Here is a 24,273-nt window from a genome sequence, read left to right as displayed (position 1 = left end):
ACTTCGCGGGACGCGTGGCCGTCGTGGCCGGCGCGGCGAGTGGAATCGGCCGAGCCACGTACTGACACCCGACGCGCCCGAAGACACCCACACGATAACAGTCAAAAGGAGACACGCCATGATCAAAAAATCGCAAAGGCTCAAACGCACGCAGACGATAGCCATCGCCTTTCTGACAATAGCGGGCATCGTGAACTATCTGGATCGCAGCACGCTTTCCATCGCCAATCATTCGGTGGCACAGGAACTGCATCTGAACGCTTCGCAAATGGGCTTGCTGCTTTCGGCATTCTCGCTCGCTTACGCGTTCGCGCAGTTGCCGGTGGGCGCGATGCTCGACCGGTTCGGCTCGCGCGTGATGCTCGGGCTCGGCATGCTCGTGTGGTCGCTTGCACAGGTCACGGGCGGTTTCATCCAGACGCTCAACCATTTTCTGGCGGCGCGCGTGGTGCTGGGCATAGCCGAAGCGCCGCTCTTTCCGGCCGGCGCCAAGGTCATTCACGAGTGGTTCGCCGTGCGCGAACGCGGCGCGCCAACCGGCACGTTCGTCTCCTCGTCGACCATCGCGCCGATGATCGCGCCGCCGCTCCTCACCATGCTGATGCTCGCATTCGGCTGGCGCCCGATGTTCGTCATCATGGGCGTGCTGGGCGTGCTCGTCTCGATCGGCTGGTATGTCGTCTATCGCAACCGCGATCAGGTCACGCTCACCGCCGAAGAAACGGCATGGCTCGAAGACGGTGCGACCGAAGCCCCGAAAAAGAGCGCGCTGAGCTTCGCCGAGTGGCGCATGCTGCTCAAGCAGCGCAACACGTGGGGCATGATCTTCGGCTTCATGGGCGTGATCTACATGGTGTGGCTCTATCTCACGTGGCTGCCGGGCTATCTGGAGAAGGAGCGTCATATCTCCATTGCGCATACGGGCTGGCTTGTCGCCATTCCCTACGTGTTCGGCACGATCGGCATGGCGAGCAGCGGCTTTATTTCGGATTACCTGCTCAAGCGCGGCATGGCGCCCATCCGCAGCCGCAAATGGCCGCTGTGTGTCGGCCTGATCGGCGCGGCGGCGTTCACCGTGCCGGCCGCCTACACGCCGAGCACCGCGCTCGCCATCACCTATGTTTCCGTTGCGATGTTCTTCGTGAACATGTCGAGCGGCGCGGCCTGGGCGCTCGTGAGTGTGGCGGCCCCCCGCCATCTCGTTGCGTCGCTCGGCAGCATGCAGAACTTCGGCGGCTATTTCGGCGGCTCGTTTGCGCCGGTCATCACCGGCATCGTGGTCGACCAGACGCATTCGTTCGTGAACGCCCTGCTTATCAGCGCAGCCGTCGCGTTCGCCGCGGCGTTCGTCTATCTCTTCGTCGTCAGGGAAGTCGCGCCGGAAGGTGAGCGCCAGGCGGTCGCGACCCAACTCACCTGATTCATCCATTCATTCGCATTACGTATCATGACATTCAAGGACAACTGCCTCGTGGGCAAAGTCGCGCTCGTGACGGGCGGCCACTCCGGCATCGGCGCCGCCATCGCCAACCATCTCGCGCAACTCGGCGCGCGCACGACGGCCGCCGGCCTGCCGCCGCCCGCCGGCACGCCCGATGCCCTCGATGCCGGCGTGCAGCGCGCCTCGCTCGACGTGCGGTCGACAGACGACGTGACGCGACTGGTTAATGGTTTCGGGCGGCTCGATATCGTCGTGAACTGCGCGGGCGTGATCAGCCGCGGCGAAGAGCACCAGATCGAGACGTTCGAGCGCGTGCTCGACATCAATCTCAACGGCACCATGCGTGTGTGTTCGAGCGCGCGCGAACTGCTGCGGGCGTCGTCGGGCTGCATCGTGAACACGGCTTCGATGCTGAGCTTCTTCGGCGGCGGCCTCGTGCCGGCCTATAGCGCCAGCAAGGGCGGCGTGGCGCAGCTCACGCGTTCGCTCGCCATCGCGTATGCGAGCGACAATATCCGCGTGAATGCGCTCGCGCCCGGCTGGATCGCGACGCCGCTCACCCAGGCGCTGCAGGACGACGGTGGCCGCGCGCAGGGCATACTCGAGCGCACGCCGATGAAGCGCTGGGGGCAGCCCGAAGAAGTCGCGAATGTGGCCGCGTTTCTCTGCTCGCCCGCCGCTTCGTTCATGACGGGCGCGATCGTGCCCGTGGACGGCGGCTATCTGTGCGCCTGATGGCCTGAAATTGCGGGCATAATGGCGCCACACATGGCGCCCGCAAGCTTTCCGATGTCGACGACTGATTCCCCCGCCTCCTCCCAACCCGGCGACGCCAGGAGCGTTGCCGGCACGGCCGCCTTTTCGAAGTTCATCGCCGTGCTGCAGCTCATCGCCGACGCCGGCACGCCGCCGAACATCGCGAAGCTCGTGGCCGCGAGCGGGTACCCGCGTCCGACCGTGCATCGCATCGTCGCCGCGCTGCAGGCCGAGGGGCTCGTCGCGGCGGTGGGCGGCGGCAATACGTTCGCGCTCGGGCCGCGTCTCGTGAATCTCGCAAGCCGCAGCTGGGAGCGCTCCGACCTGCGCATCGCCGCCGTCGACGCGCTCATGGAACTGCGCAACACTACCTCGGAAACGGTGCACCTCGCCGTGCCCAGCGACGGCGCCATGGTGTACATCGAAAAGCTCGAAAGTCCGCACGCCGTGCGAATGGCATCGCGTATCGGCACGCGCGTGGCACTCACGTCGAGTTCGGTCGGCAAAGCCTGGCTTGCCACGCTCACGCCGGCCGAGCGGGAACCACTGCTTGCGCAGGCGCCGCGCGTGCGTTTCACCGAACATACGATGACCGATCTCGGCGCGATCCGCGACGAGATCGAACTCACGGCGCAACGCGGTTATGCGGAAGACCGCGAGGAAAACGAGCAATCGATCTGGTGTTACGGCGCGGCGATTCCTGGCGCCGATGGCCGCGCCGTGGGCTGCGTGAGCGTCAGCATGCCGATGTTTCGCCGCCAGGAAGATGCGCAACGCAGCTATATCGAACCGCTGCTCGCCGCGTGCCGCATCATCGCCGCGCGGCTCGGCCCGGTTTGCGCGCGATAACCTGGCGGCACAACAGCGGCAGGTCTGGCCGGGCCGGGCTACTTCGCCTCTTCCACGCGCCGCTCATCGGTGTTGCTGGGATATTTCGCCTGCCCGAAGCGGATGATCAGCACGCCCAGCGCAATCAGCACGATCGCGCCTGCGGAAGCCAGCAAATGCAGCTCCGTGTTCGCGCCCGCGCGCAGGATGAGGTCCCGGGCAATCGACACCATGGCGATGTAGAGCGGAAAGCGTACGGGCAGCTGGCCCGCCTTGAGATACTGCCCGACCATGGCGAAGATCTCGAGGTAGAGAAACATCAGCAGGAGGTCGGTCAGCGTCACGCCGTCCGATTGCACCATGCGCCATATCAGTACGCCCATGGCCGCCACGGTGCCAATGCCGATGATCAACAGGCCGAACAGTTCGGCCAGTTCCATGGCGCGCTCGAGGCGCCCCTTGATCGCTCGCTGCAGAGCGTTCTCGTACTTCATCTTCGCGGTTTTCCCATGACACGGTATGGGGATAGTAGCGCGACAAGATGAAAGTACGAAAATGCGGAAAAAAAATCCGCGACGGCGCGCGGCCGTGCAGCGAAATCAGGGCGAAGGCGCGATGGCGCGCAGGTCGTCGAGCACGGCGCGGGCGAATTCGAGTTGCGTGACGAGCGCGGGCGAAGCCGGCCGGATCGGCATACGCGTTTCGGGCGATATGGCGCCGTCGAGCGCCAGCATGGCCTTGATCGCACTCGGGTTCGGGGCGGCGAACAACAGGCGCAGCACGCCCTTGAAGCGCGCGAAAAGCCGGGACGCCGCCTCGCCGTAGCCCGCCTTCACGAGCGAGCGCACATCGCGCAGCAAGTCGGGGCAAACGTGGGCGCTTGCGAGAATGCCGCCCGCGGCGCCCGCTTCGAGACACTCCAGAAACGCTTCGTCCGTCCCGCAAAGCAGCGAGATGGGCAGTTGCCCCAGCGCCTTGAAGCGCTCACTCGCGCAAGCCTTGATCGCCACGATATTGTCGAATTCCGCCAGTTCGCGCACCGTTTCGACTTCGATCGCCACGCCTGTGCGATGCGGCACGTCGTAGAGCACCACCGGCTTCGACGTGGCGCGTGCGATCTGCGCAAAGTGCCATGCGAGCCCCGCCTGGTCCGGGCAAACATACGATGGCGCGGGAACGAGAAAGCCCGCCACGTCCCAACTTTCCATTGCGCGCAGATCCTGCACGAAGGCACGCGTATCGGCGCCGCCCAGGCCCGCGATCACGGGCACGCGCCCCGCTGCGACCTCCGTTACTGCCTGCAGCACGCTCACGCGTTCCACGTCGTTCAGAAGCGCCGCCTCGCCGGTCGTGCTGAGCGCGACGATGCCGGCAATGCCGTCACTCGCGTATTGGTCCGTCAGGCGTTCCAACGCCTCGATATCCACTTCGCCATCGCGCAGCGGCGTCACGATGGGCAACCAGATTCCCTCGAACATATCAGACCCTCTTGTAGCCGCTGCGCGGGCGCGCAAGCGGCGCCGCGATCTTGTAACGGGGGATGGGATTTGCGCAAGCCATGAGATTTGAATTGCTATTCGCAGGTTGTGAACACCCCTTCAGCGTATTACCTAACACGTAAAACCAGTGTTAAAAATAGCGGTGTGCCGTGTCTAAATTTCACATACCCTGTGCGAGCGGGAGATTCAACTCGAGATGCAGCACGACGAGGCAGCGGCGCCGGCACGCGTTGGCAATTTCGAGTCGCGCTCGGTGCGCACCTCCATCGGTTCGCGCGGGACCGATGAATCCCTGCTTCTTTGCCGATTGGGTCTGCCCCGGCGCGCGCGAACCGGCATGTTCGGAAACGTCCGTTGGGCACATTACACCGCCACGCCGCGCAATGCGGATTACTATATCGTCAGTGTATTGGGCAACCATGCAAAGGAGGCTCGATGGCCGACTGGTCGAACATGATGCGGGATTTCGTCGACGAAATCGCTGCGAGCGTGGCCATGATCGGCCGCGACGAGCGGGGCCAGTTCGTGGTTTCGGCCTGCAACGACCATTTCATGCGAATGACGGGCGGCAGGCGCAGCGCGATCAAATCGTTCCCGGCATCGTTCGATGCGCTCATTCCCAATTACGCCCGGACCGAATTCCGCCAGAAGCTGACCGACTGCTTCGAATCCGGCGTTGCCCGGGAACTCGAGCAGGCATACGACCTGAGGGACGGAACGCACTGGTGGCGCCTGTCGTTGAAGCCGATACGCCACGCCGAAAGCGGTGTCTCCGTGCTCGAAATCATGGTGACGGGCCTTGAAATCACCACGAAAATGTTGTTGACGCACGAACTGGAAGTCAGCACGTCGCGCTTTCGTTCAGTCGTGGACGCGGCCTACGACGCCATCATCACGATCGACCAGCAGCATTGCATCACGCTATTCAATCGCGCCGCCGAAAACCTGTTCGGGTACTCCGCCGAGGAAATGCTCGGCCAACCGATCACGGACCTTCTGCCCGAGCGCTACCGCCCCAATCATTCTCAATACGTTCACCAGTTCGCGCGCTCGCCGGTGCGCTCCCGCCAGATGGACGAGCGCAACCGCGTGTATGGGCTGCATCGGGATGGGTCGCTGCTGCCCGTCGAAATTGCGATTTCGAAAATCAACGTGGGCGGGCTGATCGAATTCACCGCCGTGATTCGCGATATCACCGACCGCGTTCAATTGATGGACCTGCTTCAGAAGCAGGCCGTGACCGACGAGCTGACCGGCCTGCCGAACCGCCGTGAATTCACCGACATCGTCGACAAGCTTCTGGAATCGGACAATACGCTCTCCGTCTTCATTCTCGATATTGACTACTTCAAGAAGATCAACGACAGCTACGGACACGACGTCGGCGACGAAGTGCTGCGCGTCCTCGCCAAGGTCGTGATGAGTTCCGACTGCCGGATCGGCGTGTTTGCCCGCTGGGGCGGCGAGGAGTTCGTCGCTGCGCTGCCCGACTCCGATATCGGGAAGGCAACGGCGGCAGCAGAAGAATTGCGGCTCGCAATAGAGCAGCAGAATTTCGAACACACCTGGCGGCTCGGCAAACCCGTTCCCTTTACGGTGAGCATTGGCGTGACCGAGCGACTGCCGGGCGAGCGCGATTTGGGGCCGCTCGTCAAGCGCGCGGACCTCGCGCTGTATCGAGCGAAGGACAACGGACGCAACCGCGTGGAAGTCGGCTAGCCCCCTTTCGCCAAGGAGTCTCTAATGGACAGAATCGCGCTGGCCTGTGTGGCCGTGCTGGGTCTTTTGCTGTTTGGCCTCGGCGCGAGCATTTCCATGCTGCGCTTTCGCGAAGGCGTGCTCTCGGGTTGCGCGCCAGACCCGGCACGCCTGCTGCACAAGCTCGTTCGCGCGCACGCGAACACGGCCGAATATGCGCCCTTCCTGGCCGTGCTGTTTCTCTATCTGGGCGCACACTCGCCCTCGCCCGCCACGCTCGCGCTGGTCGTGGCCGCGACCGTCAGCCGGTGCCTTCTCGTCGTCGGGCTGATCGCGTTTCCTACGATGGCGAAACCGAATCCCGCACGATTTCTCGGTGCGATCGGCACTTATGCGGCAGGTATCGCGTTGAGTTTCGCGTTGCTGCGTTGAGTCGAGGGCGTCGAGGCGGCCATTCTCGAAACACGGCCAGACCCGCGAGAGGCACGCGCTCACCCCTCGCGACACCGTGGTCAAGAAGCCCGCGTGACGACTGCCAGACTCACATGGCCGGGTCGATGGGCGAAGGCGGCGCGCCGCGTTCCTCGATGGCCTTGCCCGCCAGCAGACACAGGTCTTCGCGGAAGTGCCCGGCGACGACCTGCACGCCAACCGGCACGTCCTTCACCATGCCCGTGGAGACGACGAGTCCCGGCAAGCCCATCGCGGGCAATGCGCGCATCGTCAACTGCGCGTCCCACACGCGCTGGAATCCCGCCGCACCCTGCATGTCGAGATTATCGGGGAACGGCAGTTCGCCCGAAACCGGCAGCAGCAGCACCGGATATTCCGCGAGGAACAGGCGCCATGCGCGCGTGAGCGTCGTGCGGCGCACCAGCGACGCGACCACCACGTTCTCGGGCATCGCCGCGACCTTGGCGCGCATGCCGTCCACCACCGCTTGCGCGCCCGGGTCGCCGTCACGGGCTACGGCGTCGGCGAGGGCCGGGAAGCCGTCGCCAAGCCACAGGCGTTCCTGCACTTCCCCGGCGTCACGCAAGAGCGGCACGTCGTCGATCGGTTCGATCGTCCAGCCCGCGTCGGCGAGCCGGCGGCCGGCGTCGAGCACGGCGTCCTCCACCTCCTTCGTGATGCTCATGCCGCCAGGGTGCAGGCAAAGCGCCGCGCGCCGCGGCACGTCGGGCCCGATGAGCGGCGCCGGCGCCCACCAGGGGTCGCGCTGGTCGGGCGCGGCAAGCGCCGCGAGCGCCACGCGCAGGTCCTCGACCGTGCGCGCTATCGGGCCCAGCGACCGACATCATCTGCGCTCCGATCGGCCGCTCGGGCGACGATGCGTTGAACGCCGGCACTCGCCCGATGCTGGGCCGCAGGCCATGCACGCCACACGCGTAGGCCGGGTAGCGCACCGAGCCGCCAATGTCGGTGCCGAGCGCGATAGGCCCGATGCCTGCCGTGACCGCGGCCGCCGCGCCGCCGCTCGAACCACCCGGCGTGAGCGACGCATTGCGCGGGTTTTTCGTGTGCCCGTGGACCTGATTGCTCGTGAACCAGCGCAGCGCGAAGGTCGGCGAATTGGTGCGGCCGAGCAGTATCGCGCCCGCGCGCACGAGGTTTTCGACGGCCGGGCTGTTGACCTGCGCGATCAGATCCTTTTGCAGACGCGTGCCGTTGGTCGTGGCGAAGCCCGCCTGGTCGATGTTGATCTTCGTGGTGACGGGCACGCCCGCGAGCGGCCCCGGGTCTTCGCCGCGCGCAATCGCCGCGTCGATCTTGTCGGCTTGCTCGAAGACCCATTCGGGCCGGTAGTCGATCACCGCGTTGATCAGCGGATTGACGGCTTCGAGCCGCTCGAGCGCGGCCTTCGCCGCCTCGCGTGCCGCCACTTCGCGCGCGCGAACCCGCCTGGCGAGTTCAGTTGCGGATAAATGCCACAGTTCAGTCACGATCCCTCCGGTTCGTTGGCAATTGAGAATGGCCAGGGCCGGTTCAGGCGCTGGCCGATAACGTCTCGACACGCCGCCGGTCGCGCAGAACCGCCAGCGCGAGCGCGGCGAGTCCGCACGCCGCAATGAGCGCGAGCAGCGCCGTCCGGCCACCGTGTACCAGCACCCACCCGCCGACGCTCGGAAACCCGAACGCGCCGACGAAGTACGCAGCGACGAACCAGGTGAGCGCGGCACGGCGATGCGCGGCAATGGAGTCGTTGACGGCCTGGAGCTGGACGATCGGGTAAGCGAGCCCGTACCCGGTGCCCAGCAGCACGGCGGCCGCCGATTGAAACAGCACATGAAACGGCACGACGAACATCGCCGCGCTGCCCATCACCATCATGATGAGCAGCACTTTCGTCGCGGTTTCGGAGCGCATCTTGATGACCACGCGCGCGAGCAGCCAGCGCGTGGCGATGACCGTCACCGTGTAGACGCTGAAGAAGGTCGTCGCTTTCGCCTCGGTGCCTTGCACGAGCGACATCTGGAACGTCATGAGGCCCGAGAACACGCAGCCGCCCAGCGCGATGATGACGATGGGATACACCGCGCGGGTGCGGGCGATCGCGCCCATCTTCAGGAGCCACGGGTCCGGCGAGGCCGGCTCCTGCGCCGCGGAAGCGGAGCGCACGTGCGGCGCAAGCCTGCCGAACAGCTCGAGCAGCACGGCCGCCAGCACGCACAGGCCGCCGATCGCGTAGAGCACACCGCCAAGCGGCATGCGCCAGAAGCGGATCGCAAAGCCCGCAAGCGCCGGACTGCCGCCGATGCCCGTCATCTGCATGGTGGCGAAGCGCAGGAACCAAAGGCCGCGCTCGGCGTCGTTCGTGCGCTCGGCGAGCGCCATGGGGGCGGCCAGGCAGAACGCGCCCCAGCCCAAGCCCACGAGGAAGCCGGGCACGACGTCGAAACTGCTCACGTGCTCGACGAGCGCGAAGCTCACCACGCCCGCGCCCACGCAGAGCGCTGCGAGCCCCGCCATGCGCGCCGCGCCCACACGTTGGGCAACCCAGCCCGTGAGCGAGACGCCCACGAAGGTGCCGAGCGCGGCGCCCGCGAGCGCCACGCCGGTGTTGATGTCGTTGCCGCCAATGGCGCGCACGTGCATGGAGAACAGGAACGTCGCGCCATAACCTGCCGATGCGAGCAGGACGCCGACGAGCATGACGAGGGCACTGAATGGGCGCACGGCGGGAATTCCGGACGATGACGGAAGTGTCCAGATTATCAGTCCCTGTAACCAGCGCTGCATTCAGGTGCTCCTCGGGTGCGATGACGGTGGCAGGCGAACGGCCGCCCAGAGAAAGCGGTGCCACTCGGCGGCCGGCGCGGGCCGGTCACTTTGCGTCCTGCTGCGCGTGCTCCGCCGCGTCGATGATCGCGTCGGCCACCGCCTTCGGCTGGCTCAGCATCGAGACGTGGCTGCCGTTCACGCGCGTCACCTTCGCTCCGATATGCTTCGCCATCGATTCCTGCAGCGCGGGGTCGATCATGCGGTCGCGCGTCGTCACGACGAAATACGAAGGCTTGTCATGCCACGCGGCCTGCGTGACCTTCTGCGAGAGCACGCCGCTGAACCATGGGCCCTGCGTAGCCGCCACGACGCGTTGCTGCGCGGGCGGCAGGTCGGGCGCGAAGTCCTGGCGAATCGCCTTGTCCGAGAGCGTCAGGTAGCCCGCCGAGTCCTTGCGCAGTTCGCTCGCCCAGGGCGCGTCCGGCTGGCCCTGCGTGATATCGGCGATCGACTGGCCGTTGTCGGGCGCGAAGGCCGCCACGTACACGAGCGACTTCACCTTCTTGTCGTTGCCCGCTTCGCTGATCACGACGCCTGCCCACGAGTGGCCGACCAGCACCACCGGGCCCTTCTGCTGCTCGATCACGCGCCGCGTTGCGGCCGTGTCGTCGGCGAGCGAGCTGAGCGGGTTCTGCACGGCCACGACGTGCAGGCCGCGCGCTTCGAGCAACGGAATCACGCGGTTCCAGCTGGAGCCGTCGGCGAATGCGCCGTGCACCAGCACGACGTTGGTGCCTTTCAGGTCCTGCGGCGGCGCGGCGTGCGCCGCTTGCAGCGCGAAGAGGCCGCCGAGGAGCGCCACGGACGTGACAATCTGCTTGATCGAAGCCATCGTTTATCTCTCTTCTCTTATCGGGTTGTCCGGTGGGTCGGGAAAGGCGGATTACGAATGCGCGTAGATCGGGCCGAGGCCGGGGACGTCGTCGTGCGCGGCGCGCTGGGCGTTTGCGGCGCGATGCGCTTTCTGCAACTGCACGAGTTCGGCGCGCACCTGGGCACGGGTGACGGGCTCGTTCGGCTGGGCGAACGAAACAACCGGGGCGGCGGCGAGAGCTGCAAGAGCGAGGAACTTGAGGGCTTTCATGACGTTCTCCAAAGAGGAATGAGGTAGACAGCGGTCGGGTTCAAACCGGGTTCGGTCCAGCGCGAGTGGTGCATCGAGCTGGCGTAGGTGTATTTGAACGTCCGGATGTATCTGCCGTGTTTCCATTTGGGGCGCGGTTTGCATATGAACGTGTCCGGATTGCGCGCAGATACATTGCGCTACAAAAAGCCCGCCACGATGCACGGCACGGGCCGTCACGCAAACGCCGCCGGGCCCGCCAAGGCACGGCGGCGTGGCATGGCGCGGCGCGTATCAGCCGAACGTGAAGCTGTAGACGTGCGCGCCCGGGTCGAGAAAGCGGATCTCGAAGGTGTGGTCCGCGATGCGGCCGGACTGCCGCACGAGTTGATACAGGCGCGCGCTGGTGGCAACGCCGCTGCCGTCCGCTGCAACATCGGCGCCGTGCGCGACGCCCGGCGGCGCACCGTCGATACTGATGCGAAAGCGCACGGGCTTGCCGTCGGCGGCAGGCGCGAGCACCAGATGCAGGTCGCGCGCATGGAAGCGATAGGCGATGCTCGCCAGCGGCGCGCGTGCCACCGCGGACTCGGCGCCCACGCTCCACTGCCCGCCGAACGCCCACTGGTTCAGGCCGAGCTGCCGCGGCAATGTATAGGCCGCGGCTGTATCGGCCTGCACGCGCTCCGCATTTGCATTGCCCTGCGCCTCGCGATACCCCACATACGTTTCGCCCGAGCCGATATCGCGCGGATCCGCGGGGGCCAGCGCGCCGCTTGCCTGCGGTGCTGCCGGCGTGGCCGCGGGCGCGGCGCGGCCGTTGTCGGCCAGCAGTTGCTGGATCGCCTGCCCGGCCTGCGCGTAGTCCCCTTCGCCGAAGTGGTGGTAGCGCACGCGGCCCTCGGCATCGACCAGATAGAACGCCGGCCAGTACTGGTTGCCGAAGGCGTTCCAGATGCGGTAGTCGCTGTCCACGGCGACGGGATAACGGATGTCCAGGTTGGCCAGCGCGCGCTTGACGTTGCCCGTGTCATGCTCGAAGCCGAATTCCGGCGTGTGCACGCCGATCACGACGAGGCCGTCGTTACGGTAGCGCTCGGCCCACGTCTTCAGATACGGCAGGGTTCGCAAGCAGTTGATGCACGAATAGGTCCAGAAGTTGACCAGCACGACCTTGCCGCGCAGCGCTTCGGGCGTGAGCGGCGCGGAATTGAGCCACGCGTTCGCACCGTCGAGCGCCGGCAGGCGGCCTTCCACCGGAAGATCGACGGCGGGCGCCGCGGCCGGCAGCGACACGCGCACGATGTGGGCCGCTTGTTCGTCCGCTTGTTCGTCCGCTTGTTCGTCCGCTTGTTCGTCTTGTCCCGCTGGACGTGCCTGGCCCTCCCCCTCCTCGTGACGCGCTCGCTCCGCGCCCGGCGCTTGCCGTGCCGCAGCGGGACTCGCAAGCAGGTCGACGAGGCGCGCCTCCACGCCATTGGTCGGCGCGCCCGGCACCAGCGCAAGCAGGCGCGTATCGAGGCCCAGCGCGATCGCGCCGACCGTGAGGAGCACGAGCGCACCCATCGCGCGCCGCACATGCTCGCCCACGCCGAGCGAGCGCTTGAGCGCGGCCATCGCGCGATGGCCGAGTCCCGCCGCCACCGCGAGCGAACTGGCCGCGCCCACGGCATAGGCCGCGAGCGCGGCCCAGGTCTGCCAGGTCACGCCGTGGCGCGCCGCGCCGGTGATGATGAGGCCGAGGATCGGCCCGGCGCACGGCGCCCAGAGCAGGCCCGTGGCCGCGCCGAGCAGCACGGCGGAGCCGATGCGGCGCGACGCGCCGTCGTCCTGCGAGCGCGCCATGAAGCGGTCGGCAAGCGCCGTGAGCGGGGTGGACAGGCGCGCGGCGAGCGCGGGAAAGAGCAGCGCGGCGCCGAACAGCGCGAAGAGCCCGAGCGCGATCCAGCGGCCGTACTCGCTCAACTGCGCCGCGCCGTTCAGGCCGGCGGCGCCGAACCCCGTGAGCAGCGCGAACGTGAGCGCGAGGCCGAGCAGCATGGGCAGCCGGCCAGTCAGGAAAGGCTCTTCGGAACGCGCGAACACGAACGGCACAACCGGCAAGATGCAGGGGCTCAGGACGGTGAACGCACCGCCCACGAATGCGATGACGATGAGTAACATGAGTTCGGTCTCCAGACGAATGTCGGCGGACTTGCCATGTGCCGTATTTCAGCGCGGACATGTATCCGGGAAATGTCTGGAACGCGCTCGCCGTGCATCGTCCTGTATCGCGAAAGCGGCTGGATACAAACGGATACAAACACGCGCGCGGCGTGCAGCGGCGCGCTCGAGGCTGGGCACGCGCTGTGGACGATTTGTATCTCCACGTATCGCGCCCCGGCGGCGACACACTACGTTGCAACAGCGCCGCAAACGCGACACGAGCCAGATACGTGGGGGCGTTCCAATACGCTCGTCGTCCACACAAGGAGAACGCTCATGATCTCTCGTCTCAAGATTGCCGCTGTTGCCATCGGCCTCGCCGCCACCGCCGGGCTCGCCGCGTACGCTTCGGGCGAAGCGCCGTCGGGCGGCTCGGCCGCGCTGCAAACCGGCGCGCAGGCGCCCAACTTCGCCGGCATCAACAACTGGCTCAACAGCCCGCCGCTCGACCTCAAGCAGTTGCACGGCAAGGTCGTGCTCGTCGACTTCTGGACCTTCGACTGCATCAATTGCGCGCACACTATCCCGCACATCAAGGAGCTGGACGCGCGCTACCGCGACAAGGGTCTCGTGGTGGTCGGCGTGCACACGCCCGAGTATTCGTTCGAGCGCGACACCGGCAACCTGCAGAAGGCCATCAAGCAGTACGGCATTACGTACCCTGTCGCGCAGGACAACGGTTACGCGACGTGGAACGCCTATGGCAATCAGTACTGGCCGGCCGTTTATCTCATCGACCAGAACGGCAAGCTCGTTTATACCCACTTCGGCGAGGGCGACTACGCGCAGACCGAGCAGAAAGTTCGCGATCTGCTGGGCATTCAGGGCAAGCAGGGATGATCGGGTGGCGCCGCCGCTCATGCATGCGGGGCGGCGGGGGTCATACCCATCGAGTCCGCGAGTGAAGAGCCGAGACGAGCGTTCCGAGACACTCAGAGATGCCGCGTTTCTCGAGGCGGATTGCCCCAGTCATTCGCGAGACCGTTGGCATAGGAGATCGGTGCATCCAGCGCTTCGTTCAGGTCGAAGTCGTCGATGCACATGATATTCACGTTAACGTACGGGTAGCCCGTTGCGTTCGGCATATCGACGCGGTCGAACACGTGCACGCCGCAGTGTTTGCAGAATGGATGATGGGCTAGCGGGTTGTTCCCTTCGCAATGCGTGAGATCGCCTTCGCCCCAGAGCAGGACGAAGGCTTGGGGCTGAACCTGGACAAGCCAGAGGCGGAGTTTTCCGCAGTAGCTACAGTTGCATTTTCCCGTGCCCGTGCTGAAATCGATCAGGGCTTCGAACTTCACCGACTGGCAATGGCAACTACCACGGTATGTCCGCCGCATGGGGCTCTCCCGATCAGTTTGAAGACATTCGCGGGATTATGTCACCGGTCCTGAATCCGGAACCCCTGCATTGTGTCAAGGCACGAAACGCGCAATCACGTAGTCGCGTTCCTTCACCTTCGAAGCGTGGCGCGCAATGCAGCGCGCGCCCTCACAGATGCGTGACTTGCAGGACGGCCTGCGCGAACTCCTTGGGCGCTTCCTGCGGGAGATTATGGCCAATGCCGCCATCGATATCGCGGTGCAGATACTTGCCCGTGAACTTCTTCGCGTAAGCGGCTGGCGCGGGATGCGGCGCGCCGTTGGCGTCGCCTTCGAGCGTGATGGTCGGCACGGTGATCGCCGGCGCGGCGGCGAGCTGCTGCTCGAGGCTGTCGTACTTCGCTTCGCCCTGCACGAGCCCGAGGCGCCAGCGGTAGTTGGAGATCACGACAGCCACGTGGTCCGGATTCTGGAAGGACGCTGCGCTGCGCTCGTAGGTCGCGTCGTCGAAGTTCCACTTCGGCGAAGCGAGTTGCCAGATCAGCTTGTTGAACGCATCGCGATTCTCGGCATAACCCTGTGCGCCGCGCTCGGTCGCGAAATAGAACTGGTACCACCACTGCAGTTCGGCTTGCGGCGGCAGCGGCTTGCGGTTCGCCTCCTGGCTGCCGATCAGATAGCCGCTTACCGAGACCAACCCCTTCACGCGCTCGGGCCACAGCGCCGCAACGATGTTCGCCGTGCGCGCGCCCCAGTCGTAGCCGCCCAGAATGGCCCGATCGATCTTCAGGGCGTCCATGAACGCGACGAGATCCACGGCCGTGACGGCCTGCTGGCCGTTGCGCGGCGTGTCATCGGAGAGAATGCGCGTGCTGCCGTAGCCGCGCAGATACGGCACGAGCACGCGATAGCCCGACGCGGCCAGCATCGGCGCCACCTCGACATAGCTATGGATATCGTACGGCCAGCCGTGCAGCAGGATCACCACCGGGCCGTTTTTCGGTCCCGCTTCGGCGTAGCCCACATTGAGCAGGCCCGCGTCGATCTGTTTGAGCGGGCCAAACGAGGCGCCGTTACCCGTGCGCGTGTTGCCTTGCGTGCCGCCGGCCGACTGCGCGTGCGCGAAACCGCCGAATGCGAAGTCCGCGAGCGTGAGGCCGGCAAGCGAGGTGCCGAGCAGGCGACGGCGCCGGACGTTGACGGGATCTGACATGATCCATTCTCCTTGAGGTGTCTGCATGCAGGCCATGCCCAAACGGCTTGGCCTCGTTGATGAGCCAGCGGCAGCAGATCGCTCGAATCGGCCGATCGCGCTCGCCGCGGCAGGCGGAACGCCACGGTGAATTTATAACCGGACAGGAAGCGCCACGTATCCCAATGTGTCTGTTGCGAGCGCGTACACAAAACGAATCAAAAAAGCGTCGGCGTGCCAGGATCGATCGCGGCGCGGGCGGGATTGCACGAGCGGCGAGTTTGTATCGCAATGTATAAGCGCCGACGGCAGACACATGCCCTTGCAAAACGCGGCGTTCATGAAACACGGCAGATACGTCCGGCGGTTGTAATGCATCAACGCCGGAACTTGCTGAAACCCGGACGGATTTCAAACCCTTCCCAGGAGAAAGTCATGAACGTTTCGAAGCTCGCCCTCGCCTTTGCCGCCAGCGCCGCCGTCCTCGCCGCTGCTCCGGTCTTCGCCGCCATGCCCGCTCAGCCGGGCGCGGCGCCATCCCCGGTTCAGCAAAGCCAGGCGTGGACACCCGCCGGCAATGCGGCGAACGCAAAGATCACGCGTGCACAGGTTCGCCAGGAACTGATTCAGGCGCAGCATGACGGCCAGCTTGCAGCAATCCAGCAACTGTATCGCGGCAGCTAAATCATTGCCCTCACGACGCTAACCTCAGGAGATAGACACCATGACGCAGGCAGAAAAAGTGCTGTACACCGGCAAGACCCACACCACCGGCGGCCGCGACGGCGCGGCCCGCAGCGACGACGGGCGTCTGGACGTGAAGCTGTCGCCGCCCGGTTCGAGCGCGCCGGGCACGAATCCGGAGCAGATGTTCGCGGCGGGCTGGTCGGCGTGCTTCATCGGCGCCATGGGCCGCGCCGCCACGAAGCTCGGCACGACGCTGCCGCGCGACGTGGCAGTCGACGCCGAGATCGACCTCGTCAACGCCGACGACGCGTTCAAGCTGCGCGGCCGCCTGAACGTGACGCTGCCCGGCGTCGATCGCGAGACGGCGCAGCGCATCGTCGAAACGGCACACCAGATCTGTCCATACTCGAAGGCCACGCGCGGCAACATCGACGTCACGCTCAGCGTGGTCGAGGCGTGATCGCATTGCAGTACGAAGCAAAGAAGCGGGGCGGCTTGCGCGCGCCCCGCTTCGCTTCGCTTTTGCGCGTTGCCGCGTGCGTTGCGCGCTAGCCGTGCGGCGCGTCCACGAGATTACCCGGCGAGCCGTTGCGCCAGGCCTCGACGTTGCGCAGCGTCGTTTGCGCAATCTCGTTCATCGCCTCGCGCGTGAAGAACGCCTGGTGCGACGTGACGATCACGTTCGGAAACATCAGGAGACGCGCGAGCACGTCGTCTTGCAGCGGCGCATCCGAGTGGTCCTCGAAGAACAGGCCGCCTTCTTCCTCGTACACGTCGAGGCCGAGATGCCCCAGCTGGCCGCTCTTGAGCGCGTCCACGAGCGCGGTGCTTTCCACGAGACCGCCGCGGCCGGTATTGATGAGCATGGCGCCGCGCTTCATCTTCGCGAGCGCGTGGCGGTCGATCAAATGACGGGTTGCGGGCACGAGCGGGCAATGCAGGCTCACCACGTCGGACTGCGCAAGCAGCGTATCGAGCGGCACGTAGCGCGCGCCGAGCGCCAGCAAGTCGGCCGACGGGGGGCCCGGGTCATGGGCGAGAACCTGCATGCCGAAGCCCGCCATGATGCGCGCAAAACACCGGCCGATAATGCCCGTGCCGATCACGCCGGCCGTCTTCCCGTGCAGGTCGAAGCCGAGCAGCCCGGCAAGCGAGAAGTCGCCTTCGCGCGTGCGCGACACGGCGCGCGGCAGCTTGCGGTTGAGCGCGAGGATCAGCCCGACGGCATGCTCGGCCACCGCATGCGGCGAATACGCGGGCACTCTCGCGACGGTGATGCCAAGACGCTGCGCCGCTACAAGATCGACGTGATTGAAGCCCGCCGAGCGCAGCGCCACGAGCCGCGTGCCGCCCTTGTAGAGGCGCTCGAGCGTGGCGGCGTCGACCGTATCGTTGACGAACGGGCAGACTACGTCATAGCCGTCGGCGATCACGGCGGTATCGGCATCGAGATGCGATTCCTGGTAGTGCAATTCATACTGGAAAGCGGCGTTCGCCTCGGTGAACGTATCGACGTCGTACTGGCGCGCGCTGAACAGAATCATGCGTGGGCGAGCGGAAATGGGGATCTGGGTTCCCGGCATGTTGACCTCGTGCAAGCTTCGGGGGTGTATGCGCATGGATGCGTCTTGAACTCGAACGCGAGAGCGTTCTCGCGCGCGCCGCGTGGGCGCGCAAGCACATGGTAACAGCAGGGGCAGCGTGCGATCAGGCACAAGCGAGCGAGGCATGGACAGCACAAAGCCGCAAAGCTTGCCGGTGTGCGGCACGCTTCGCGGCTCGGTTGGCGGCGTCGTGCCGCGCGCATTACGAGTGAGCGTAGATCGGGCCGAGTCCGACGACATCCTGACCGGCCGCGTTTGCACCGGCGGCATTCGATACGGCGCGCGCATGCGTGCGGCTGCCTGCTGCGGACGCGCCCTGAACCACCCCGCCGAATGCCGAAGCCGCCGCGCCGTTCCCGGCGCTCACGCGCAGGAGCGCGGCTTGCAGGTTCGCCGGGTATTGCGTGTTGTCGCTGGCGGGGTTGTAGCCGGCCTTCTGGAGTTGCACGAGTTCGGCCTTCACTTCGGCGCGGGTGACCGGTTCGCTCGACTGCGCGAACGAGAGCGCGGGAACGGCAACGAGGGCAGCAAGAGCGGCGGCGGCGAGCGATTGTGCGAGCTTCATGGTGATTCTCCTGACGTTGGGTGGTTGGTTGCGCACTGTTGTGTATCAACCTTGCGTAGGAGACATTTGAACGCCGCGATGTATCTGGCTTGTTTGCGCACACGGGCGTTTTTGCAAGCGCGCTTGTCGGGCAGGCGGCCAGACACAGTGCGATACAGGAACGCGCCCGATCGGCTGGGACGGGGTCCACTGGCACGCCAATAAGGGGCGAATCAAAAGTGTTGCTGCACTGCACACTTAGCGTCTTCGAGCCTTGCATTCTGCCCCCAAGATCTCTAAACTTAGGGTTATCCCTTAGGCACTAACCCTAGCGAAGAGGAAAATCATGGGTGCAATCGTCGAAAAACTGACCCAAGTTCTGGCTGCACTGCGTCGTCTTGGCGCCGAAGCGCTGAACCGTCACCTCGAATACTGCGAACTGCTCGCGGAAGCTCAGCGCCGTTGGTACTAATCCGCGCCTGACTGCAGTCAGCGTCCTCGTCTGCACGAGCGCGGGACGAGTAGCAACACGCGGCCGCATCGAGCGGTCGGGTTTCATGCGGCGCCCAGCCAGGCCTCGATTTCGTCGGTATCCGCGCGAGCCGCGTCGGGCCGCCATCCCGGCGCAGCCAGAAGTTCGCGTGCGCCGGCATAGGCCTGCGCAAAGCCACGCAACTTACTCGTATTCCCCGATGTCCTTCAGATGCTGGATCAGGAGTCCGATGTTGTAGTCGAGGTCCTCGACCGTGCCGGCATAAATCCCCATGTAGCGCGCCTGCGCCTTGCGCTCATCCGCGGAAAGACTGGACCAGGCCTTGTCGACGTTGCCCTGGCCGTAATCGGTGTAACCCTCCGAGGCCGGATGCACGGCGCTAATGTACTTCGCGTACTTCGCGTTCGCCGTGCCGTTGTTGGCGGTGGCAGGCGAGCACGTGAGCGTTTCGGGCAAGCCTTCGAACGGCGTGAAGTCGGCGGGAATGAGGCCGAGCGGGTTCTGCCGCGCAATTCGCGCTCTTCGGTGTAGTTCTTCGAGCCCGCGAGTTCGTGCGCGAAGTGATTGGTCGCTGCGCCTCCGGGCAGGGCGTAGCTATGTTCGAAGCCCCACTGGTCGGATGTTTGCCCGCTACCCGTAGCACTCCCAACGATACCCGAGCCGAGGTGCCACTTGCCCGCCATGCAGGTGTAGTACCCGGCGTCCTTGAGCAGTTGCGCGACCGAAAGCGCGCGGTCGTTGAAATAGCCTTCGTAACCGGGCAGGTCGCGCCGTTCGTCGGTGGGCACACCCATGGCGCCTTCGCCCACGAGGTGATAGTCGGTGCCCGAAATCAGCATGGCGCGCGTGATCGCGCACACCGCGACCGCGTGATGGTTCGTGAGAATGCGGCCCGCCACGAAGCTCGGCACCCGGCGCGCCAAATCTCGATTCCTCGATTGCTTTCGGAGCCTCGGAATAAGTATGCGGCGCAACGTTCGGTACGGATTCACGCCATTGCGGCGGGTTCGCGCTTTGGGCGGAAAGCGCCTAATCTTGAGGTATTGGCTCTTGCCCCATCTGTGAACCGGAACGTGCGCCACCTTCCGGACTCCCGATGCGCGATCATCGCCCCTCGCATGCCGCGGTGCACGACGCGCCGCACGCTCACCCACACCATCCGCTCTCCGCGCGGCTTGCTCGCGCCGTTGTGTTCGTCGCCTTGCTCGTCGCGTGGGCCGCCCTGGCGGCCGCGGGCGCGGTGCCGGGTGCGTTCGCGGCGGCGAGCCCGCCCGTCGTCGTCATGACGGTGAACGGCGCGATCGGACCCGCCAGCGCCGATTTCATCGTCCGCTCGCTGGAGCGTGCCGCACACGAGCGCGCGCCGCTCGCGATCCTCGAACTGGATACCCCCGGCGGACTCGACACGTCGATGCGCCAGATCATCAAGGCGATTCTCGCCTCGCCGGTGCCAGTCGCGGCGTTCGTCGCACCCGGCGGCGCGCGCGCCGCGAGCGCGGGCACTTATATCGTCTATGCAAGCCACTTCGCGGCCATGGCGCCGGGGACCAACCTTGGCGCGGCGTCGCCGGTGCAGCTAGGCGTGGGCGGCGGCGGCGGCAATGGCGGCGGCCTTCCCGGCGGCCCGCCGGGCGCCCCCGAAACCGCCTCCGGCGCCTCGGCCCCGCACGCCGACGACAACGAATCGACGGAAGCCCGCAAGGTCATGCACGACTCCGCCGCCTACATTCGCGGCCTCGCGCAGCTACGCGGGCGCAACGCTGCGTGGGGCGAGCGTGCGGTGCGCGAGGCCGTGAGCCTCTCGGACGAAGAAGCGCGCGACCAGCACGTGATCGATTTGATCGCGCAGGACCCCGCGGATCTCGCGCGCCGGCTCGACGGCCGCACTGTCACGACCACGGCGGGCACACTGCGCGTCGCTACCGCCCACGCGCCGCTCGAAGTCGTCGCGCCCGACTGGCGCAACCGCTTTCTCTCGATCGTCGCCGACCCGAACGTCGCACTGATTCTGCTGACCATCGGCATTTACGGGCTCTTCTTCGAGTTCGCGAACCCAGGCTTCGTGCTGCCCGGCGTGGCGGGTGCGACCTGCCTGCTGGTGGGCCTCTTCGCCATGCAACTGCTGCCCGTGAACTACGCGGGGCTCGGGCTCGTTTTGCTCGGGCTCGCGTGCCTCATCGCGGAGGCATTTCTGCCGACCTTTGGCGTGTTGGGCTTCGGCGGCATCGTGGCGTTCGCCATCGGCGCGCTCATGCTGATGGACACCGGCGCGCCCGGCTACGGCATCCCCATCCCGCTGATCGCGGGCCTGGCGCTAGGCGGCGCGGCGTTCGTCGCCGCCGCCTCCAGCGTGGCGCTGCGCGCGCGGCGGCGGCCCGTGGTGACCGGCGCAGAGGCGATGGTCGGCGCCACCGGCGAAGTGATCGACGAGGGCCTGCATCCCGACCCGCGGCCCGGCCACGCAGCCTTGGCCACGGGCTGGGCCCGCGTGCACGGCGAACGCTGGCACGTGGCATGCGCCACGCCGCTCGCCGCCGGCAGCCGCGTGCGCGTGAGCTCGCGCAGCGGCCTCACGCTCACCGTCACCCCGCTGCACGGCGCAGTACCCGACAAGGCAAACGACAAGGGAGAACATTCATGATCGGCTTCACGTTCGGCTTCACAGGTCTCCTGGTCGCGCTGCTGGTGCTGATCGCCTTATCGTCCATCCGCATCTTCAAGGAGTACGAGCGCGGCGTCGTGTTCATGCTCGGGCGCTTCTGGAAGGTCAAGGGGCCGGGCCTCGTGCTCATCATTCCCGTGGTGCAGGTGGCGGTGCGCATCGACCTGCGCACCGTGGTATTCGACGTGCCTTCGCAGGACGTCATCACGCGCGACAACGTATCGGTGAAGGTCAATGCCGTGGTCTATTTTCGCGTGGTGGACCCGGAAAAGGCCGTGATACAGGTCGCGCGCTACATCGAGGCGACGAGCCAGCTCGCGCAGACCACGCTGCGCGCCGTGCTCGGCAAACACGAACTCGACGCCCTGCTCGCCGAGCGCGAGCAACTGAACGCCGACATCCAGAAAGTGCTGGATGCGCAAACGGACGCATGGGGCATCAAGGTGTCGAACGTCGAGATCAAGCACGTGGACCTCAACGAAACCATGATCCGCGCAATCGCCCGCCAGGCCGAGGCCGAACGCGAGCGCCGCGCAAAGGTGATTCACGCGGAAGGCGAACTGCAGGCGTCCGAAAAATTGCTGCAGGCCGCGCAATGTCTCGCAAAACAGCCGCAGGCCATGCAACTGCGCTATCTGCAGACGCTCACCACCATCGCCGCCGACAAGAATTCCACCATCGTCTTCCCGCTGCCTATCGAACTGCTCAACGCGCTGATCGAGCGGACCAGTCCGCCGCGCCAACCTTGAGCGATCCGTCCCCCCAGTGACTGACGTCCAACGTCTTCTACAGTTCACCTGAATATTGCAGCGCAGCGAAAATAGCGGGGCAGCGCGTTCGTGCACGCTTCTTTTACGCTTGGGATTGGCAGAGCGCGGAAATATCGCCAATAATTGCCGAACATTCACTAACGGACGACGGCGGCCATGGATTACAGTCCCGAAGCCATCCGCACGATCGCTCTGGTCGGCCATGCCGGCTGCGGCAAGACCTCGCTTGCCGAAGCGCTCCTGCACCAGGGCGGCGCGCTGCACGCGCCAGGCAGCGTGAATCGCGGCACCGCCCTCTGCGATTTCGATCCCCTCGAACGCAAGTACCACCACTCCCTCAACTCCGCCATCGCTCACTTCGACCACCAGGACACGCGCATCTACCTGCTCGACACACCCGGCTACCCCGACTTCGCCGGCATGTCGATGAGCGCGCTGCCCGCGGTGGAAACGGCGGCCATCGTCATCAACGCGCGCACCGGCATCGAGATGACGACGACCCGCATGATGGCGTACGCGCAGCAGCGCAAGCTGTGCCGGATGATCGTCGTGAACGGCATCGACGCGGAAAAGGTCGATTTGCCGGGACTGCTCGCGCAGATCCAGGAGACCTTCGGCAAGACCTGCCTGCCGATCAATCTGCCTGCGCAAGGCGGGCGCGAAGTGGTGGACTGCTTTTTCAATCCGGCTGGCGAGGCCGATTTTTATTCGGTGGAGGCAGCGCACAACGCGCTCGTGGACCAGGTGATCGAACTCGATCCCGAGTTGATGGAGTTGTACCTCGAACAAGGCGAAGCCATCAGCCCCGAGCAACTGCACGAGCCGTTCGAACGCGCGTTGCGCGAAGGGCATCTCGTGCCGGTGTGCTTCACGTCCACGGCGACGGGTGCGGGCATCGCGCAACTGCTCGACGTGTTCGTGAAGCTCCTGCCCAATGTCACCGAGGGCAATCCGCCGCTGTTCTACCGCGAGGTGGACGGCAAGGAAGGTAAGGAGCCCGTGCACGCCGAGCCGGATGCCGACAAGCACGTGCTCGCGCATGTGTTCAAGATCGTGATGGACCCGTATATCGGCAAGGTCGCCGTATTTCGCATTCATCAGGGCACGGTGACGCGCGACAGTCAGCTATATATCGGCAACGCGCGGCAGCCGTTCAAGGTGGCGCATCTGCTGATGCTGCAAGGCAAGGAGCATACGGAGGTGCAGCGCGCGGGGCCCGGCAATATCTGCGCGGTGGCAAAGGCCGACGACATCGGCTTCGACGCCGTGCTGCACGACGCGCCCGAGGACGGCAACATCCACCTCACGCCGCCCGCGTTCCCGAATCCGATTTACGGTCTCGCTATCGAACCGGCGCGGCCCGGCAATGAGCAACGCGTGTGGGAAGTGCTGCAAAAGCTCGCGGCGGAAGATCCCTGCCTGCAGATCGATCACCCCGAAGGCACCAATGAAACCGTTGTCCGTGGGCTGGGCGAACTGCACCTGCGCTATATGCTGGAGCGGCTCACCGATCAGTACAAACTCGAAGTCGTGACGCGTCCGCCTACGATTGCGTGGCGCGAAACGATTGGCGGCAAAGCCGAGGGCCATTGCCGTCACAAAAAGCAGACGGGCGGCGCGGGTCAGTTCGGCGAAGTCATGTTGCGCGTCGAGCCGTTGCCGCGCGGCGCGGGATTCGAATTCGTGGATGCCGTAAAGGGCGGCGCGATTCCTTCGCAGTTCATGCCTGCGGTGGAAAAAGGCATCTTGCAGGTGATCGACAGCGGGCCGCTCGCGGGCTTCCCCATGCAGGACGTGCGCGTGATCGTGTACGACGGCAAGCACCATCCGGTCGATTCCAAGGAAGTGGCGTTCGTTACCGCGGGGCGCAAGGCGTTTATCGATGCGGTTTTGAAAGCACAGCCCATCGTGCTCGAACCGATTGTCGATATCGAGGTGATGACGCCCGAAGCCGCGATGGGCGACATCATCGGCGATCTTTCTTCGCGGCGCGGGCAGGTGCATGGCACGCGCACGATAGGCGGGCAGGCCATGGTCATTGCGGGGAAGGTGCCGTTAGCCGAGCTTAACGATTATCAGTCGCGGTTGAACTCGCTCGCGGGCGGGCATGGGAATTACAGCATTCAGCTGAGCCATTACGATCCGGTGCCGCCGACGCATCAGGAAAGACTCGCGGCGCAGCATAAGGGGCGGGGGGAGAGTGTGGAGTGAGGGTGTTTGAAATGGG

22 protein-coding genes and 2 pseudogenes are annotated in these 24,273 nt (G+C 65.6%); 12 read left to right on the top strand and 12 right to left on the bottom strand.

Annotated features, from left to right (window positions below):
• The first annotated feature begins 118 nt into the window (after window positions 1–118).
• Genes C7411_RS05065 through C7411_RS05055 form a run of 3 tightly spaced genes read left to right on the top strand, consistent with a single transcriptional unit; the run spans window position 119 to window position 3,046 of the window.
• Entirely contained in the window at window positions 119–1,420 is a 1,302-nt protein-coding gene (locus tag C7411_RS05065) for an MFS transporter (protein ID WP_110383815.1), read from the top strand.
• A gap of 27 nt (window positions 1,421–1,447) precedes the next feature.
• Window positions 1,448–2,176, top strand: coding sequence for an SDR family NAD(P)-dependent oxidoreductase (locus tag C7411_RS05060; protein WP_110383816.1), 729 nt, complete (start codon window positions 1,448–1,450; stop codon window positions 2,174–2,176).
• A gap of 54 nt (window positions 2,177–2,230) precedes the next feature.
• Complete coding sequence (locus C7411_RS05055; RefSeq protein ID WP_110383924.1) at window positions 2,231–3,046, top strand: IclR family transcriptional regulator; 816 nt, start codon at window positions 2,231–2,233, stop codon at window positions 3,044–3,046.
• 38 nt (window positions 3,047–3,084) lie between these two features.
• Here C7411_RS05055 and C7411_RS05050 read toward each other — a convergent pair whose 3' ends face one another.
• Window positions 3,085–3,519, bottom strand: coding sequence for a phosphate-starvation-inducible protein PsiE (locus C7411_RS05050; protein ID WP_110383817.1), 435 nt, complete (start codon window positions 3,517–3,519; stop codon window positions 3,085–3,087).
• A 105-nt stretch (window positions 3,520–3,624) separates the two neighbouring features.
• Window positions 3,625–4,503, bottom strand: coding sequence for a 4-hydroxy-tetrahydrodipicolinate synthase family protein (locus C7411_RS05045; protein WP_110383818.1), 879 nt, complete (start codon window positions 4,501–4,503; stop codon window positions 3,625–3,627).
• Between the two features lie 456 nt (window positions 4,504–4,959).
• Here C7411_RS05045 and C7411_RS05035 point away from each other — a divergent pair, with 456 nt between their 5' ends.
• On the top strand, window positions 4,960–6,243 hold the full coding sequence (locus tag C7411_RS05035) for a sensor domain-containing diguanylate cyclase (protein ID WP_110383820.1): 1,284 nt from the start codon (window positions 4,960–4,962) through the stop codon (window positions 6,241–6,243).
• A 24-nt stretch (window positions 6,244–6,267) separates the two neighbouring features.
• Window positions 6,268–6,654: an MAPEG family protein gene (locus C7411_RS05030; RefSeq protein ID WP_110383821.1), complete on the top strand. Its 387-nt coding sequence runs from the start codon at window positions 6,268–6,270 to the stop codon at window positions 6,652–6,654.
• A gap of 109 nt (window positions 6,655–6,763) precedes the next feature.
• Here C7411_RS05030 and C7411_RS05025 read toward each other — a convergent pair.
• From C7411_RS05025 to C7411_RS05005, 5 genes and pseudogenes are all read right to left on the bottom strand, one after another.
• Window positions 6,764–8,165, bottom strand: a pseudogene (locus C7411_RS05025) (amidase family protein).
• A 43-nt stretch (window positions 8,166–8,208) separates the two neighbouring features.
• The gene (locus C7411_RS05020; RefSeq protein WP_110383822.1) at window positions 8,209–9,399 is read right to left on the bottom strand and encodes an MFS transporter; all 1,191 of its coding nucleotides are present in this window, start codon (window positions 9,397–9,399) and stop codon (window positions 8,209–8,211) included.
• A 148-nt stretch (window positions 9,400–9,547) separates the two neighbouring features.
• The gene (locus C7411_RS05015) at window positions 9,548–10,336 is read right to left on the bottom strand and encodes an alpha/beta hydrolase (RefSeq protein ID WP_110383823.1); all 789 of its coding nucleotides are present in this window, start codon (window positions 10,334–10,336) and stop codon (window positions 9,548–9,550) included.
• A gap of 51 nt (window positions 10,337–10,387) precedes the next feature.
• Window positions 10,388–10,588 (bottom strand): DUF4148 domain-containing protein, encoded by a 201-nt coding sequence (locus tag C7411_RS38860; protein ID WP_110383824.1) that lies wholly within the window; start codon window positions 10,586–10,588, stop codon window positions 10,388–10,390.
• Between the two features lie 273 nt (window positions 10,589–10,861).
• Complete coding sequence (locus tag C7411_RS05005) at window positions 10,862–12,730, bottom strand: cytochrome c biogenesis protein DipZ (protein ID WP_110383825.1); 1,869 nt, start codon at window positions 12,728–12,730, stop codon at window positions 10,862–10,864.
• 318 nt (window positions 12,731–13,048) lie between these two features.
• Between C7411_RS05005 and C7411_RS05000 the strand changes: the two genes are divergently transcribed.
• Window positions 13,049–13,612 carry a thioredoxin family protein gene (locus C7411_RS05000; RefSeq protein WP_110383826.1) on the top strand — a complete coding sequence of 188 codons (564 nt, stop codon included), beginning with the start codon at window positions 13,049–13,051 and terminating at the stop codon, window positions 13,610–13,612.
• 92 nt (window positions 13,613–13,704) lie between these two features.
• On the opposite strand, the gene C7411_RS04995 is transcribed toward C7411_RS05000, so the two are convergent.
• Together C7411_RS04995 and C7411_RS04990 are read right to left on the bottom strand one after the other, a co-directional pair.
• The gene (locus tag C7411_RS04995) at window positions 13,705–14,112 is read right to left on the bottom strand and encodes a GFA family protein (protein WP_110383827.1); all 408 of its coding nucleotides are present in this window, start codon (window positions 14,110–14,112) and stop codon (window positions 13,705–13,707) included.
• A gap of 151 nt (window positions 14,113–14,263) precedes the next feature.
• Complete coding sequence (locus C7411_RS04990; RefSeq protein WP_110383828.1) at window positions 14,264–15,307, bottom strand: alpha/beta fold hydrolase; 1,044 nt, start codon at window positions 15,305–15,307, stop codon at window positions 14,264–14,266.
• Between the two features lie 414 nt (window positions 15,308–15,721).
• On the opposite strand from C7411_RS04990, the gene C7411_RS04985 reads away from it, so the two are divergent.
• Both C7411_RS04985 and C7411_RS04980 read left to right on the top strand, forming a co-directional pair.
• Window positions 15,722–15,970, top strand: coding sequence for a DUF4148 domain-containing protein (locus C7411_RS04985; protein ID WP_110383829.1), 249 nt, complete (start codon window positions 15,722–15,724; stop codon window positions 15,968–15,970).
• Between the two features lie 40 nt (window positions 15,971–16,010).
• Entirely contained in the window at window positions 16,011–16,433 is a 423-nt protein-coding gene (locus C7411_RS04980; RefSeq protein WP_042264136.1) for an organic hydroperoxide resistance protein, read from the top strand.
• 88 nt (window positions 16,434–16,521) lie between these two features.
• Here C7411_RS04980 and C7411_RS04975 read toward each other — a convergent pair whose 3' ends face one another.
• Together C7411_RS04975 and C7411_RS04970 are read right to left on the bottom strand one after the other, a co-directional pair.
• Window positions 16,522–17,556 (bottom strand): 2-hydroxyacid dehydrogenase, encoded by a 1,035-nt coding sequence (locus C7411_RS04975; RefSeq protein ID WP_110383830.1) that lies wholly within the window; start codon window positions 17,554–17,556, stop codon window positions 16,522–16,524.
• 223 nt (window positions 17,557–17,779) lie between these two features.
• Window positions 17,780–18,142, bottom strand: coding sequence for a DUF4148 domain-containing protein (locus C7411_RS04970; RefSeq protein ID WP_110383831.1), 363 nt, complete (start codon window positions 18,140–18,142; stop codon window positions 17,780–17,782).
• A 325-nt stretch (window positions 18,143–18,467) separates the two neighbouring features.
• Between C7411_RS04970 and C7411_RS38585 the strand changes: the two genes are divergently transcribed.
• Entirely contained in the window at window positions 18,468–18,593 is a 126-nt protein-coding gene (locus C7411_RS38585; RefSeq protein WP_256094506.1) for a hypothetical protein, read from the top strand.
• Window positions 18,594–18,800: 207 nt separating this feature from the next.
• Here the strand turns inward: C7411_RS38585 and C7411_RS04965 are convergent.
• Window positions 18,801–19,510, bottom strand: a pseudogene (locus tag C7411_RS04965) (sulfatase-like hydrolase/transferase); the annotation flags it as partial.
• Between the two features lie 200 nt (window positions 19,511–19,710).
• Between C7411_RS04965 and C7411_RS04960 the strand changes: the two are divergent.
• From C7411_RS04960 to fusA, 3 genes are all read left to right on the top strand, one after another.
• Window positions 19,711–21,255 (top strand): NfeD family protein, encoded by a 1,545-nt coding sequence (locus C7411_RS04960; RefSeq protein WP_110383832.1) that lies wholly within the window; start codon window positions 19,711–19,713, stop codon window positions 21,253–21,255.
• Window positions 21,252–22,025 (top strand): slipin family protein, encoded by a 774-nt coding sequence (locus tag C7411_RS04955; protein WP_110383833.1) that lies wholly within the window; start codon window positions 21,252–21,254, stop codon window positions 22,023–22,025. Before C7411_RS04960 ends, C7411_RS04955 begins: the two co-directional genes overlap by 4 nt.
• A gap of 177 nt (window positions 22,026–22,202) precedes the next feature.
• Complete coding sequence (gene fusA / locus C7411_RS04950; protein ID WP_110383834.1) at window positions 22,203–24,257, top strand: elongation factor G; 2,055 nt, start codon at window positions 22,203–22,205, stop codon at window positions 24,255–24,257.
• The last annotated feature ends 16 nt before the right edge of the window (window positions 24,258–24,273 follow it).

The sequence above is a fragment of the Paraburkholderia silvatlantica genome (genome assembly GCF_003096715.1).
In the GTDB taxonomy this organism is placed as follows: domain Bacteria; phylum Pseudomonadota; class Gammaproteobacteria; order Burkholderiales; family Burkholderiaceae; genus Paraburkholderia; species Paraburkholderia silvatlantica.
This window is presented reverse-complemented; position numbering and strand designations above follow the sequence as displayed.